Annotated in this window: 1 protein-coding gene; it reads left to right on the forward strand. The window is 73.7% G+C overall.

What is annotated here, in order from left to right; genetic code table 11:
* Positions 1-21: 21 nt before the first annotated feature.
* Entirely contained in the window at positions 22-16,758 is a 16,737-nt protein-coding gene (locus OG737_RS23605; protein WP_328928132.1) for a non-ribosomal peptide synthase/polyketide synthase, read from the forward strand.
* Positions 16,759-16,888: the final 130 nt, after the last annotated feature.

The following is a 16,888-nucleotide window of genomic DNA, read 5'->3' on the forward strand; positions in this document are numbered from 1 at the left end:
GTGTCCGGTTTCGGTGGAGTGGTGATTACCGAGATCTTCGCGGAATGGGTGGCGCGGACGCCTGAGGCGCCCGCCGTGGTGTGTGCTGGCGAGCGGGTGTCCTACACGGAGCTGGACGTACGGGCGAACCGGCTCGCCCACGAGCTGCTCGCGCAGGGGATCGTGCCCGGATCGCGGGTGGGTGTCTGCCTGCCGCGCGGTGTGGAGCCGGTCGTGGCGCTCCTCGCCGTCCTGAAGGCCGGCGCCGCCGCCGTCCCGCTGGACCCCGAATACCCCGTCGACCGGCTGGAGTTCATGGTCACGGACGCCGGACTGTCGGCCGTGCTGGTCGACGCCTCCACGACGGACGTGATGCGCCGGGCGGGCGCGCCCGCACTCCTCGCGGTCACCGATGTCTCCGGCCGGCCGGGGTCGGCGCCGGTGGTGGGGGTGTTTCCGCAGAGTGCGGCGTATGTGTTCTACACGTCGGGTTCGACGGGGCGTCCGAAGGGTGTGGTGCTGCCGCATGAGGGTTTTGTGCGGGTGGTGCGTGATCCGAATTTCGGGCTGGGTCCGGATGATGTGGTTTCGCAGTTGAGTACGTTGTCTTTTGATGCGGGTGCGTTGGAGATGTGGAATGCGCTGCTGAATGGTGCGGCGTTGGCTGTTTCCGTTGAGCGGATGCTGTCGGTGGATGAGCTGGGTGCGTTTGTGCGGGCGCACGGGGTGAGTGTGCTGTGGCTGACGGCGGGGTTGTTCCACGAGGTGGTGGATGCGGATGTGTCGGTGTTCTCGGGTGTGCGTCTGGTGATGTCGGGTGGTGACGCGCTGTCGCCGCGGCATTGCCGGAAGGTCCTGGACGAGGTGCCCGATGTACGGCTCGTGAATGTGTACGGTCCGACGGAATCGTCGATCACGGCGTCCTCGCATGTGGTCGAAGGCCCCGTCCTGCTGGGTGGCCCGACTCCGGATACGCGGCTTCGCGTGCTGGACGGTGGGCTGCGGCCGGTGGGTGTGGGTGTCGAGGGTGAGTTGTATGTGTCGGGTATTGGTCTGGCGCATGGGTACGGGGGTCGGGCGGGTCTGACGGCGGGCCGGTTCGTGGCGGTGCCGGGTGGTTCGGGCGAGCGGATGTACCGCACGGGTGATGTGGTGCGGTGGGTGTCGCAGGGTGTGCTGGAGTTCGTGGGCCGGGCGGACGACCAGGTCAAGGTGCGCGGGTTCCGGGTGGAGCTGGGTGAGGTCGAGGAGGCTTTGGCGGCGCATCCTTCGGTGTCGCAGGCCGTTGCGGTGGTGCGGGCGGATGCGCGGGGTACGAAGCAGCTGGTCGCGTACGCGGTCGGTGAGGGTGTGAGTGCTGAGGCGTTGCGTGAGTTCGCTGCCAAGTCTCTGCCGGAGTTCATGGTTCCGGCGGTGTGTGTGGTGCTGGATGTGCTGCCGCTGACGGCGAACGGGAAGGTGGACCGCAAGGCGCTGCCGGAGCCGGATCTGTCGCATCTGGCGGAGGTTTACGTCGCTCCGCGTGATGAGCGTGAGGCGGTGGTTGCCGGGGTCTTCGCGGAGGTGCTGGGGCTCGACCGGGTTGGTGTCCACGATCACTTCTTCCGGCTCGGTGGTGACTCCATCCGCGCCGTCCAGGCCGCCTCACGACTGCGCCGCACCGGAGTGGACATCAGCGTCCGCGATCTGTTCGACCGCCCCACCACCGCCGCGCTCGCCGCCGCCGCGCAGGCCGACACCGGGCGCGCCGCGGGCGGACCGTCGCCGGCCGCCCGCGGCGGCGCCCTGCCGCTGTCGTTCGCGCAGGCCCGGATGTGGTTCGCCGCCGAGATCGACCCCGAGGGCACCGAGTACAACACCGGCGGCGCCGTCCGCCTGCGCGGTGACCTCGACGTCGCCGCGCTCGAAGCCGCCCTCGGCGAGCTGGTCGCCCGCCACGAGTCGCTCCGTACCACCTTCGCCACCGTCGACGGCCAGGGCGTGCAGATCATCCACCCCGCCGCCCCCGTCGCCCTGCCCGTCCGTGAGGCCACCGCCGCCGAGGCCGCCGCCGTGATGGACGCCGAACTGCGGACCCCGTTCGACCTCGGCACCGGACCGCTGCTGCGTCCCACCCTGCTGCGCACCGCCCCCGACGAGCACCTCCTGATCCTCTCGATGCACCACATCGTCACCGACGGCTGGTCGGTGAACGTCCTGGCCCGGGAACTCGCCGCCCTCTACGCCGGTGAATCCCTGCCCGAACTGCCCGTCCAGTACGCCGACTACGCCGTCTGGCAGCGCGCCACGCTGACCCCCCGGGCCCTGGACGAGGGCGGCCTGGCCTACTGGCGCGAGCAGCTCGCCGACGCGCCCGTACTGGATCTGCCCACCGACCGCCCCCGCCCCGCCGTCCGCACCCGCGCCGGCAGCACCTACGCCCTCGACCTGCCCGCCGCCCTGCTCGACCGGCTGGCCGAGGCCTGCCGGACGCGCGGCGCCACCCTCTTCATGGGCCTGACCGCCGCCGTCCAGCTGATGCTGGCGCGCACCAGCGGCCAGCGGGACGTGGTCCTCGGTACGGCCACCATCGGCCGCGACCGGCCCGAACTGGAGGACCTGCTCGGGTTCTTCGTCAACACCCTCGCCCTGCGCACCCGGATCGACGAGGCCGCGACCGGCACGCAGCTGCTGGCGTCCGTACGCGAGACCGTCCTCGACGCCTTCGCGCACGCGGCCGTCCCCTTCGACCGCGTCGTCGACGCCGTCGTCACCGAGCGGGACCCCTCCCGCACCCCCCTCGTCCAGGCCATGATGGTGCTCCAGAAGCGCCCCTGGCAGGCGGACGGAGTCCGCGGGCTGGGCTTCGAGGCGGCCGACCTTCCGCGCCAGGACGCGCAGTTCGAGCTGACCCTGGAGTTCTGGGAGCAGGCCGACGGCATGCGGCTGTCCCTCAACTACAACACCGACCTGTTCGACGCCGACACCATCCACCGCATGGCCGACCACCTGGCCGCCGTCCTCGGCGCCCTCGCGGACCAGCCGGAGCAGCCGCTCTCCCGCATCCCCCGGCTCTCCGCGCCCGAGCGCGCCGTGATCCTCGGCGACTGGGCCGAGGGCGCCGACGGACCGGCCGGCGCCGTCCTCACGGACGTCTTCGCCGAGCAGGTGGCCCGCGCCCCGCACGCCGTCGCGCTGGTCTGCGGTGAGGAGCAGTTCACGTACGGCGAACTGGACGTGCGCACGAGCCGCCTGGCCCACGCGCTGCGCGAGCACGGGGTGGGTCCGGAGACCCGGGTCGGGGTCTGCCTGCCGCGCGGCGCCGAGCCGATCGTGGCGCTGCTCGCCGTACTGAAGGCGGGCGGGATCTTCGTACCGCTCGACACCGGCTATCCGGCCGAGCGCCTCGCGTACATGGCGCGGGACGCCGGGGTCGAACTGCTGCTGGCCGACGACTCGACCCGCGATACGATCCCCGGCGCCGAGGCGCCGGTGCTGCTCTTCGACGAACTGGAGGAGCGCGCCGCCGTCTGCTCCATCCACGTGCAGGGACCGCCGCAGGTCGCACTCACCCCGCAGAACGGCGCCTACGTCTTCTACACCTCCGGCTCCACCGGCCGGCCCAAGGGCATCGTGCTGCCGCACGCCGGAGTGCTGCGCGTGGCCCGCGACCCTCGGCTCGCCACCACGGCGGCGGACGTCGTCGGCCAGTTCGCGACGCTGTCCTTCGACGCGAGCGCCCTGGAGATCTGGAGCGCCTTCGCCAACGGCGCCGCGCTCGTGGTGTCCGCCGCCCGCGTGCTGTCGGTCGAGGAACTCGGCGCGCTGCTGCGCCACCACGGGGTGACGGTCGCCTGGCTGACCGCCGGCCTGTTCCACGAGGTGGTCGACACGGACGTGACCATGCTGGCCGGGCTCCGGCTGCTGATGGCGGGCGGCGACGCGCTGGCCCCGCAGCACTGCCGGACCGTGCTCGAACGACTGCCGCACGTACGGCTGGTGAACGGGTACGGGCCCACCGAGACCACCGTCTTCGCGGCGGTCCACCCCGTCGACGCCGCCTCCGTGGGCGCGTCCGTGCCGATCGGCTCGCCCATCGGGCGCACCGGCGCCTACGTGCTCGACTCCTGGCTGCGGCCGGTGCCGGCCGGCGTCGCGGGGGAGCTCTACATCGCGGGTGAGGGACTGACCCGCGGCTACGTGGGGCATCCCGGGCTGAGCGCGGGCCGCTTCGTCGCCTCGCCCTTCGGAGCCGGGGAGCGGATGTACCGGACCGGTGACGTGGTGCGGTGGCTGGCCGACGGACAGCTGGAGTTCGTGGGGCGGGCCGACCATCAGGTCAAGGTGCGTGGTTTCCGGATCGAGATCGGTGAGATCGAGTCGGCGCTGGCCGCGCATCCGGACGTGCAGCAGGCCGTGGTGACGGTGCGCGAAGCCCGGCCGGGAGTGAAGCGGCTGGTCGGGTACGTCGTCGGGGACGGTCTGGACCAGGTGGGTCTGCGTGAGTTCGTTGCCAAGTCGCTGCCGGATTACATGGTTCCGACGGCGTTCGTGGTGGTGGGTACGTTCCCGTTGACGGCGAACGGGAAGGTGGACCGGCGGGCGTTGCCGGAGCCTGATCTGGGTGCGGCTGTTTCGAAGGGGTATGTCGCTCCGCGTTCCGAGGTGGAGCGGGTGGTGGCTGAGGTGTGGGCGCAGGTGCTGGGCGTCGAGCGGGTGGGTGTGCGGGACAACTTCTTCGAGCTGGGTGGCGATTCGATCCTGAGTATTCAGGTGGTGTCGCGGTTGCGGCGGGCGGGGCTGGTGGTTTCTCCGCAGGATGTGCTGGTGCGGCAGACCGTGGCGGGTGTGGCTGCTGTGGTGGGTGAGGCGTCTGCTGTGGGTGCGGTGGAGGTTGTGTCCGGTCCGGTGGTGCTGTCTCCGGTGCAGGAGTGGTTCCTGGAGACGCATCCGGTGGCGCCGGATCACTTCGGTATGTCGATGCATGTGAAGGTCGCCGAGGGTGTCGATGTGGGTGTGCTGTCGGAGGCCGTGTCGGTGGTGCTGTCGCATCACGAGGGGCTGTGGGTCCGTTTCGCGGACACGGCGGAGGGCTGGCGGCAGTCGGCGGGTGAGCCGGGTGTGGTGGTCGTCGAGCGGGATGTGGAGGGGGTGGTTCAGGAGTCGTTCCGGCTTGAGGGCGGGCCGCTGGTGCGGGCCGTTCTGAGCGGGGACCGGCTGTTGGTCGCGGTGCATCACATGGTGGTGGACGGTGTCTCGTGGCGGATCCTTCTGGAGGACGTCGCGCTGGCCTATCGGGAGCTGGTGGCCGGGCGTGAGGTGGAGCTGGATGCGGTGTCGTTGTCGTTCCCGGCGTGGACCGCGAAGCTCGCCGCGCACGACTTCTCGGGTCAGCTGGACTACTGGGCTTCGGTCGTCGACGGCGCCGGGCCGCTGTTCGACGTGCCGGCCGGCGCCAACACCGTGGCCGCATCCGCCATCGAAACCGTCACCCTGTCCCCGGAAGAGACCGAGGCCCTCCTCCACAAGGTCCCCGCCGTCTTCCGGACCCAGGTCAACGACATCCTCCTGGCCGCCCTGGGCCGCGCCCTGGGCTCCTGGACCGGCCGTGGCCGCGTCGTCGTGGACGTGGAGGGCCATGGCCGTGAGGAGTCGGTGATCGGGGCGGACGTTTCGCGTACGGTCGGCTGGTTCACGTCGATCTATCCGGTCGCGCTCGGTGCGAGCGGTGACTGGAGTGAGCAGATCCGGTCGACGAAGGAGATACTCCGTGCCATTCCCGACCGGGGCATCGGTTTCGGCGCCCTGCGCCACCTGCACGGTGCGGATCTCGCCGATCCGGCCCAGGTCAGCTTCAACTACCTCGGCCGTTTCGATGCGGGCGGCCACCCCGACGTCTTCGCCGGCATGCTCCCGGCCGAGAACGACCACGCCCCCGCCGAAGAGCGCCCCCACGTCTGGGACGTCGTCGGCCGGGTCGAGGACGGCCGCCTGCGCATCGACCTCTACCACCCGGCCTCCGAGCACGACCACGGCCACGGCCCGGCCCGAGCCCGGGAGTTCGCCGCGCACTACCGCGACACCCTGCGCGAGGCGGTCGCGTACTGCCTGAGCGAGGGCGTGGGCGGCCGGACGCCGTCGGACTTCCCGCTCGTCGCCTGGGACCAGGCCACCGTCGACCGGGTGATCGGCGACGGGCGCGGCATCGCCGACGTGCACCCGCTCTCCCCGATGCAGCAGGGCCTGCTCTTCCACTCCCTGGAAGACCCCTCCGGGACGGCCTACGTCGAGCAGATGTCCTTCGTCCTCGAAGGCGTCCTCGACATCGACCGGCTCGCCGCCGCCTGGCAGGAGGCCGTCAACGCCTCCGACGCCCTGCGCGTCTCCGTCGTCTGGGAACAGGCCGACGAACCGGCCGCGCTGGTCCACGAGCGCGTCGAGATCCCCGTCCACACCGAGGACTGGACGGCGCTCGGAGCCGCCGCACGCGCCGAACGCCTCCAGGACCGCCGGACCACCGACTTCCACGGCATCAGCCTCGACGAGGCGCCCCTGACGCGCCTGTCCCTCGCCGATCTCGGCGGCGGCCGCGTCCAGCTCGTGTGGACCTTCCACCACCTCCTCCTCGACGGCTGGAGCACCCCCCAGCTGCTCGACGACGTCTTCACCCGCTACGCGGGCGGCCGCCCCCAGGACCGTGCCCCCTACCGGGACTACCTGGCCTGGCTCGCCTCCCGCGACACCGCCGCCGACCGCGCGCACTGGCGCTCCGTCCTGCGCGGGTACGACACCGCGCTCACCCTCCCGGCCGCACCCGACGCCGTACCCGGCACCGGACCGGCGCACGGCATCCGCCACCTCGACGTCGATCTGCCGGGCACGCTCGCCACGGACGTCGGTACGTTCGCGCGCCGCCACCGGCTCACCGTGAACGCGGTGATCCAGGGTGCCTGGGCGCTGCTCCTGTCCGCCTGCACCGGCCGGCGCGACATCGTCTTCGGCGCCACCACCTCCGGCCGCCCCGCCGAACTGCCCGACGCGGACGGCACGCTGGGCCTGTTCATCAACACCGTGCCGGTCCGTACGGTCCTCGACCCGGCCACGCCGGTGGCCGACTGGCTCCAGCAGCTCCAGGCAGAGCAGTGGCAGTCCCGGGCGCACGAGTACCTCTCCCTGCCCGAGCTGACCTCGCTCGCCGACCTGCCGCCCGGTACCCGGCTCTTCGAAAGCGTCCTCGTCTTCGAGAACTACCCCGTCGACGACGACCTCGCCGCCCGCCACGGCCTCGCCGTCACCGAGGCGGAGGCCGCCGTCCAGGGCGGCGACTACCCGCTCTCCCTGACCGCCTTCACCGGCCGTCAACTCGTCGGTGGCGACGCCCCGGGCGTCTCCCTGCGCCTGTCCTACGACCCACGGGTCTTCGGCGACACCACCGCGCGGGGGCTGGCCGGGCGTCTCGCCGCGCTGGTCCGCGCCCTGCTGGAGGAGGAGCTGCTGGCCCGCGTCCCGCTGCTCACCGAGGCCGAGCGCGACCGGTTCGCCGCGGCGGCGGCCACCGCCGCCGGGCCGCGGGAGACCGTGACCCTGCCGGGCCTGTTCGAGGCCCAGGCCGCCCGGCGCCCCGAGTCGCTCGCCGTCGTCTGCGACGGCACCGAACTGTCGTACGGGGAGCTGGACGCCCGCGCCAACGGCCTGGCCCACTGGCTCGCCGACGTGGGCGCGGGCCCCGAGACGGTGGTCGGCGTCAGCCTGCCGCGCGGAGTGGACTGGCTGGTCTGTCTCCTGGCCGTCGCCAAGACGGGCGCCGTGTACCTGCCCCTCGACCCGGCCCACCCCGCCGAGCGGCTCGCCTTCATGGCCGCCGACGCGGGCGCAGGCCTGATCCTGGGCAACGCCGACACCGCGCCCGCCTTGAACGCCGCGGACCTCCTGGCGCTCGGCGCGCCCGTCAGCCCAGTGCCCCCGGCCCGCCCCGACCACCCGGACGCGGCCGCCTACGTCATCTACACCTCGGGCTCCACCGGCACCCCCAAGGGTGTCGCCGTGTCCCACCGCGGCCTGCGCGACCTCGGTACGTCCCACGTCCGCGCCCTGGACCTCGACGGCGACTCGCGCATCCTGCAGAGCGTCTCCCCCGGCTTCGACGTCGCCATGGGCGACCTCGTCAACGCCTGGACGGCGGGTGCCGCCCTCGTCCTCGCCGGACCCGAACACACCGTCGGCGAGCCCCTCGCCCGGCTCCTCGACGAGCAGCGGATCACCCACGCCATGCTGCCGCTGGCCGCGATCTCCACCCTGCCCGACGTACCGCTGCCGCACCTGCGCGCCCTCGTCTCCGGCGGCGAGGCGATGCCGGCCGAGATCCCGGCCCGCTGGGCGCCCGGCCGGATCCTGGTCAACGCCTACGGGCCCACCGAGACCACGGTCGCCGCCACCCTCAGCGACCCCCTCGACCCGGCCACCGTCACCCCGCCCATCGGCCGCGCCGTCGACGGCGCCCGCACGTTCGTCCTGGACACCTGGCTGCGGCCGGTGCCCGACGGCACCGCCGGCGAGCTGTACCTCGCCGGGCCCGGAGTGGCGCGCGGCTACACGGGCCGGCCCGGCCTGACCGCCGCCGCCTTCGTGGCGAACCCGTTCACCGGCGGGCGCATGTACCGCACCGGCGACCTGGTCCGCCGGGGAGCCGACGGGCAGCTGGCCTTCCTCGGCCGCACCGACCACCAGGTCAAGGTGCGCGGCCACCGCATCGAGCCCGGTGAGGTCGAAGCCGCGCTGACCCGCCACCCGGGCGTGTCCCAGGCCGTGGCCATGGTCCGCGAGGACCGGCCCGGTAGCCGGCGGCTCGTCGGCTACGTCGTCGCCGACGGCGTCCACCCCGCCGAGCTGCGGGAGTTCGCGGGCCGCTCGCTGCCCGAGTACATGGTTCCCGCCGTCTGCGTGGTCCTCGACGCCTTCCCGCTCAACGCCAACGGCAAGGTCGACCGGGCAGCCCTGCCCGCCCCCGACCTGTCCGCCCTCGTACGGGAGTACGTGGCGCCCGCCACCGAGGCCGAGCGTGCCGTGGCCGCCGTCTTCGCCGAGCTGCTCGGCGCCGGCCGGATCGGCGCCGACGACGACTTCTTCGACCTCGGCGGCGATTCGCTGCTCAGCATCCAGGCCGTTTCCCGGCTGCGCCGGGCCGGCTACGCGGCCAGCGTCCGCACCCTCTTCGACCACCCCACCGTCTCCGCCCTGGCCACCCGGATCGAGACCGCCACCGATCTCCCCGACACCCGCGGCCCGGTCGTGCCGGTCGCCCGTGACGGCGCACTGCCCGTGTCCTCCGCCCAGGCCCGCCTGTGGTTCGCGGCCGAACTCGACCCGGAGAGCACCGAGTACAACTCGGGCGGCGCCCTGCGGCTGACCGGTCCGCTGGACCTGGCCGCGCTGCGCCGGGCGCTCGACGCCCTCGTCGCCCGCCACGAGTCGCTGCGCACCACCTTCGCGGAAGCCGACGGCGAAGCCGTCCAGGTCATCCACCCGCCCGCCCCCGTCGACCTGCCGGTGGCCGCCTGCACGGCCGCCGAGCTGCCCGGCCGCATCCGCGCCGCCCTGGGCCGGGTCTTCGACCTGCGCACGGGACCGCTGCTGCGGGCCACCCTGCTGCGGGTCGAGGAGGAGGAGCACGTCCTCGTCCTCGCGATGCACCACATGATCACCGACGGCTGGTCGATGGGCGTGGCCGTCCGCGAGCTCGACCAGCTCTACCAGGGCGTCGAACTGCCCGAACCGGCCGTCCAGTACGCCGACTTCGTCGCCTGGCAGCGTGCGAACCTGACCCCGGACGCCCTCGCGGCGGGAGTCGCGCACTGGCGCGAGCGGCTGGCCGGCGTACCCGTGCTGGAACTGCCGACGGACCGGCCGCGCCCCGCCGAGCGGACCTGGGCCGGGGCGCTCGCGGACATCGACGTCCCGGCCGAGGCCGTGGACCGCTTCGCCGAGGTGTGCAAGGCACGCGGCGTGACCCTGTTCATGGGGCTGGTCGCGGCGGTGCAGCTGGTGCTGTCCCGCTACAGCGGCCAGCAGGACGTCGTCGTCGGCACCGTCACCTCCGGCCGCTCCCGCGCCGAACTGGAGGGCCTGATCGGCTTCTTCGTCAACACCGTCGCCCTGCGCACCCGCATCGACGAGCGGCGCAGCGTCGCCGCGCTGCTGGACGACGTCCGCGAGATCGTCCTGGACGCCTTCGCCCACGACGAGATCCCCTTCGACCGGGTCGTGGACGCCGTCGTGACCGAGCGCGACCCCAGCCGCAGCCCCCTCGTCCAGGCACTGGTCAGCATGGAGACCGCCCCGCGGCCCGCCACCGGCGCCGGCCTGACCTGGCGGGACCAGCCCTTCGAGGTGGACACCGCACAGTTCGAACTGGCCGTCGACTTCGCCGACCGCGACGGCTCCCTGGCCATGGTGATCAACTACAACACGGGCCTCTTCGACGCCGCCACCGTCCACCGGCTCGGCGCCCACCTGGTCCGCGTACTCGGCGAGATGGCCGACGCGGACAAGCCCCTGTCCGCCGTCCGGATGCTGGGCGCCGAGGAGGAGCACACCCTCACGCACGGCTGGAACGACACCGCCGCCCCGGTCCCGGAACCGCTGCTGCCCGAGCTGTTCGCCGCCCAGGCCGCCCGCACCCCCGACGCGGTCGCCCTCGTCGACGGAGAGGAGCGGCTCACCTTCGCCGCACTCGACCGAGCCGCCGGACGCCTCGCCCACCGTCTGCGCGCCCAGGGCGCCGGACCCGACACGGTCGTCGGCGTCTGCGCCGAACGCGGGGCGGACGTGGTCGTCGCCCTGCTCGGCATCCTGAAGGCCGGGGCCGCCTGCCTGCCCATCGACCCCGCCTACCCGGCCGAGCGGGTACGGCACATGCTGGCCGACTCCGGTACGGCGACCGTGCTCGTCCAGGAACACCTCGCGCAGCGGTTCGCCGACTACGCCGGCACCCTGCTGACCCTGGACCGCGGTGCGGACGAGGACCTCGCCCCGCAGGCGCCCGGTCCCGTACCGCCGCTGACCGCCGACCACCTCGCCTACGTCATCTACACCTCCGGCTCCACCGGCCTGCCCAAGGGCACGCTCATCCGGCACGGCGCCTTCCGCAACCTCTTCGCGCACCACCGCCGGCGCATGTTCGAACCCGCCTCCCGGGGCCGCCAGCTGCGGATGGCGCAGACCGCGTCGATCTCCTTCGACGCCTCCTGCGTCGCCCTGCTCTGGCTGGTCGGCGGCCACCAGCTGCACACCGTCGACCACGACACCCACATCGACCTGCGGGCCTTCCGCGACTACCTGCGCGAGCGGCGCGTCGACGTCATCGACGAGGCGCCCACGTACCTGCGCGAGCTGATCGCCGACGGCCTGCTGGAGGACCCGGTCCACGTGCCCAGCGTGATCGTCTTCGGCGGCGAGGCCGTCGACGGACAGATCTGGGACACCCTGCGCGCCCACCCCGAGATCGCCGCGTACAACTTCTACGGGCCCACCGAATGCACCTGCGACTCGCTGACCTGGACGGCGCAGGGCAGTGAGCGGCCGCTGATCGGCCGCCCGGTCGGCAACGCGCGCGCCTTCGTCCTCGACACGGCCCTGCGCCCGGTCCCCGCCGGAGTCGTCGGCGAGCTGTACATCGAGGGCGCGGGCCTCGCCCGCGGCTACGTCGGCAAGCCCGGCCTGACCGCCGGCCGCTTCGTGGCCTGCCCGTTCACCGGGACACGCATGTACCGCACCGGCGACCTGGTCCGCTGGACCCGCGAAGGGACGGTGGAGTTCCTCGGCCGGCGCGACGACCAGGTCAAGGTCCGCGGCTTCCGCATCGAACTCGGTGAGATCGAGACCGTCCTGGCCCGCCACCCCGAGGTCACCCAGGCCGTCGTGGTCGCCCGCGAGGACCGCCCCGGCGTCAAGCGGCTCGTCGCGTACGTCGTCGGCGGCGCCGGACTCGACACGGCGCGGCTGCGCGCCTACGCCGCCGACGCCCTGCCCGACTACATGGTCCCGACGGCCTGGATGCTCCTCGACGCCTTCCCGCTCAACCAGAGCGGCAAGGTGGACCGGCGCGCCCTGCCCGCGCCCGACCCGGCCGCGCTCACCGACGCCTACACCGCCCCCCGTACGGAGGCCGAGACGGCCATCGCCGCCGTCTGGGCCGAGGTACTGGGCGCCGAACGCGTCGGGGTGCACGACAACTTCTTCGAACTCGGCGGCGACTCCATCCTCAGCACCCGCGCCGTCTCCCGGATGCGCGCCGCAGGCTACGACACCAGCGTGCGCGAGCTGTTCAACGCGCCCACCGTCGCCGGGCTCGCCGCACTCGCCGGGGCCGCGGCCGCGCCCGCCGACCCGGTCGTGCCCACCGCCCGCGACGGCGCCCTGCCGCTGTCGTACGCGCAGGCCCGCATGTGGTTCGCGGCCGACCTCGACCCGGACAGCACCGAATACAACTCCGGCACCGCCCTGCGGCTGACCGGCCCGCTGGACCCGGCCGCGCTGCGCCGGGCGCTCGATGCCCTCGTCGCCCGGCACGAGTCGCTGCGCACCACCTTCGCCGCGGCCGCCGGCCACGGCGTCCAGGTGGTCCACCCGCCCGCCCCCGTCCCGCTGCCGGTGGCCGAGTGCGCCCCCGACGGCGTCGACGCCCTCGTCCGCTCCCTGTTCGGCGAGGTCTTCGACCTGCGCCGCGGACCGCTGCTGCGGCCCACCCTCGTCCGGATCACCGACGAGGACCACATCCTGGTCCTGTCCATGCACCACATCGTCACCGACGGCTGGTCCCTGAACGTGATCACCCGGGAGCTGGCCGAACTGTACGCGGGCCGCACCCCGGCGGCCCCGCCGGTGCAGTACGCCGACTTCGCGCGCTGGCAGCGCGAACGGCTGACACCGCCGGCCTTGGAGGCGGGCCTCGGCTACTGGCGTGAGCAGCTCGCCGACGCGCCGGTGCTGGAGCTGCCCACCGACCGGCCCCGCCCGGCCGAGCGCACCACGCGCGGCGCGAGCGAGCAGGTGGCCGTGCCGGTGGAGCTCCTGGCCCGCTTCACCGACCTCTGCCACGCGCAGGGCGCCACCCTGTTCATGGGCCTGACCGCGGCGACCCAGCTGCTGCTGGCCCGCTACAGCGGCCGGCCCGACGTGGTCCTCGGCACCGTCACCTCCGGCCGCGACCGGGCCGAACTGGAAGACGTCGTCGGCTTCTTCGTCAACACCCTCCCCCTGCGCACCCGGATCGACGAGCACGCGACCGGCGCCGAGCTGCTGGCCTCCGTACGCCGCACGGTCCTGGACGCCTTCGCGCACGCCGAGACGCCCTTCGACCGGGTCGTCGACGCCGTCGTCACCGAACGCGACCCCAGCCGCAGCCCCCTCGTCCAGGCGGTGATCAGCTACGAGAGCCCGGCGGCGGCCGACGGCGACAGCGGCGGGTCGGTCAGCTGGACCGAGCACCCGCTGCGGTCCTGGACCTCCCCCTTCGACCTCACCTTCGACTTCGGCGAGGCCGACGGGGCCCTGCACGCCCACCTCGTCTACAACACCGACCTGTTCGACGCGGCGACCATCCGCCGGATGGCGGGCCACCTGCTCACCGTCCTGACCGCCCTCGCCGACGACCCGGCACGCGCCCTGTCCGACCTGGACCTGCTGTCCGCCGCCGAACGGCGCACCCTGACCGAGGAGCGCAACGCCACCGACTCGGGCATCGAACCGGCCGCCCTGCACGCGCTGTTCGAGCGGCAGGCGGCGCTGCGGCCCGAGGCGACGGCCGTCGTCACCGACACCGCGCGGTGGACCTACGCCCAGATCGACGGCCGCGCCGCGTCCCTGGCCCGGCGGCTGCGGTCCGCGGGCGTGACCGCCGAGACCGTCGTCGGGGTCTGCCTGCCGCGCGGCGCCGACTGGATCACCGCCGTCCTCGGCGTGCTGAAGGCGGGTGCGGTCTACCTGCCGCTGGACCCCGACTACCCGGCCGACCGCAGGGCGTTCATGCTCACCGACTCCGGCGCCGCCCTGGTGGTCACGGACGCGGACAACGCCGCCCTGCTCGACACCTCGGCGGTGCCCGCGCTCCTGGTCGACGCCCCCGCCACCGGTGACGACGCCGCGCCGGACCCGGCCGGCCCGCCCCTGCCGGACGCGGGCGCCTACCTTATCTACACCTCCGGCTCCACCGGAGTGCCCAAGGGAGTCCTGGTCACCCACCGAGGCGTGGCCGCCTTCGCCGCCACCCAGGCGGACCGCTTCGCGATCACCGCCGATTCCCGGGTGCTCCAGGCCGCGTCCGCCAACTTCGACGCCTCGGTCATGGAGATCCTGATGGCCTGGTCCGCGGGCGCCGCCCTCGTGCTGCCCGCCCCCGGCCGGGTCCTCGGCGAGGACCTCGTCGAGGTCCTCGGCCGCCAGCGGGTCACGCACGCCATGATCCCGCCGGCCGCGCTGGCCGGGGCCGGCCCGGCCCCCCTGCCGGACCTGCGGACCCTGGTGGTGGGCGGCGAGGCCTGCCCGCCCGAGCTGGTCGCCGCCTGGGCGCCCGGCCGCGCCATGTTCAACGCCTACGGGCCCACCGAGATCACCATCTCCGCCACCATTAGCGACCGCCTCGTGCCCGGCAGCGCCGTGCCCATCGGCCGCCCCAACCAGGACGCGCGCGTCTACGTCCTCGACGCCCGGCTGCGCCCCGTACCGGCCGGCGTCCCCGGCGAGCTGTACGTCGCCGGCGCGGGCGTCGCCCGGGGCTACCTGGGCCGGCCCGCGCTCACCGCGAGCCGCTTCCTGGCCTCGCCGTTCGCACCGGGGGAGCGGCTGTACCGCACCGGAGACCTGGTGCGCTGGCTGCCCGACGGGCAGCTGGAGTTCACCGGCCGCGCCGACGACCAGGTCAAACTGCGCGGGTTCCGCATCGAGCCCGGCGAGATCGAGAGCGTGCTCGCGGCCCACCCGGGCGTGCGCCGGGCCCTGGTCCAGATCCGCGAGGACCAGCCGGGCGTGAAGCGGCTCGTCGCCTACGTCGTCGGGGACGACCCCGCCTCCCTCCCCGACCCCGACACGCTGCGCGAGCACGCCGCCCGTTCCCTGCCGCCGTACATGGTCCCGGCGGCCTGGGTGACGCTCGACGCGCTCCCGCTTAACCCCAACGGCAAGGTGGACCGGCGGGCGCTGCCCGCGCCCGGACTCCCGGCGCGCGCGGCCTCGTACACCGCCCCGCGCACGGAGCGCGAGATCACCCTGGCGGAGGTGTGGAAGGCCGTGCTCGGCCTCGAAGAGGTCGGCGTCCACGACAACTTCTTCGAGCTCGGCGGCGACTCCATCCTGAGCATCCAGGTCGTCGCACGGACCCGGGCCGCCGGGCTGGCGATCTCCACCAGGCAGCTCTTCGCCGCGCCGACCGTGGCGGGCCTGGCCGAACTGGCGGGCTCGCCCGGCGCGGCGGGCGGGCCCGCCGTCACCGGACCCGTCACCGGATCCGTACCGCTGACGCCCGTCCAGCGCTGGTTCCTGGACGGCGAACGCGGCTCCCACGACCGCTTCACGATGTCCGCGTACGCCGAACTCGCCGAGCGGCCCGACCGCGCGACCCTGCGGGCGGCCGTCGCCGCGCTGTACGACCACCACGACGGCCTGCGCTCGCGGTACACCCGCGGCGGCGACGGCAGCTGGGAGCAGACCGTCGTCGAGCGGGAGGAAGGCAACTGGTTCACCTGGTACGACCTCTTCCAGGAGGACCCCGCCGAGCGGGAGGCCGAGATGGCCCGGCACCTCGCCGCCGCCCACGAAGGCCTGGACATCGCCGCCGGACCGCTGCTCAAGGCCCTGGTCTTCGACCAGGGGGCGGGCCTGCCGGTACGCCTGGCCCTCGTCGCCCACCACCTGGTCACCGACGTGGTCTCCTGGGGCGTCCTGCTCGCCGACCTGGCCCGCTGCTACGGGCTGATCGCCGCGGGGGAGCGGCCGGAACCGGGCGAGCGGACCACCTCCTTCCAGGAGTGGTCCGGGAAGCTCACCGGACTCGCCGCCGCCGGCCGCTTCGACGAGGAGATCCCCTACTGGCGGGAGGCCGAGCGCGTACCGCGCCTGCCGGGTTCCGGCTCCCCGGCCAACACCGCGGACTTCGAGGACACCGTCTCGCTGCGGCTGGACGCCGGGACCACCCGGGCGCTGCTGCAGACCGTCCCCGGCGCCCACCGGGCGCGGGTCAACGAGGTGCTGCTCGCCGCGCTCGGCCGGGCCCTGGCCGGGTGGAGCGGCCAGGACCGGGTGGCGGTCGCCCTGGAGGGCCACGGCCGTGAGGAGGAGGTCGTCGAGGGCGCCGACCTGTCGCGCACGGTCGGCTGGTTCACGACGCTGTTCCCCTTCGCCTGGGACGTGCCGGGCGGCGAGGACTGGCGGCCGTACGTCGCCGCGGTCAAGCGCGGGCTACGGGCGGTCCCGCACAAGGGCCTGGGCTACGGAGTCCTGCGCCACCTGCGCGCGGACGCACCGCTGGGCCGCCCGCTGCCCGACGTGAGCTTCAACTACGTCGGCAGGTCCGACGGCTTCGACCCCGGCTTCTACGGGAGCCTGCTGGAGGACACCTCCGCCGCGCAGGGCGGAGCCGGGGTGCGCGCCCACCTCCTGGACGTGGTGTGCGGGGTCCAGGGCGATCGGCTGACGGTCGGGGTCTCGTACGCGACGGCCGTCCACGAACGCGCCGACATCGAGCGGTTCACGGCCCGGCTCGGCGACCTGCTCCGCGACCTCGCCGGCAGCGTCACGCCGAGGTCATGAAAAAACCCCGGCCCGCAGGCGCTCGCGGGGGATTGAGCGCGCTGCGGGCCGGGGAGCCCTTTTTGTTCTCGAAGAGAAGACTAGGCAGGGAATCGACGGGGGGCATTACCCTCTGCCCCCCGTTCATTGG

It is taken from the genome of Streptomyces sp. NBC_00122, assembly GCF_045160845.1.
GTDB lineage: Bacteria > Actinomycetota > Actinomycetes > Streptomycetales > Streptomycetaceae > Streptomyces.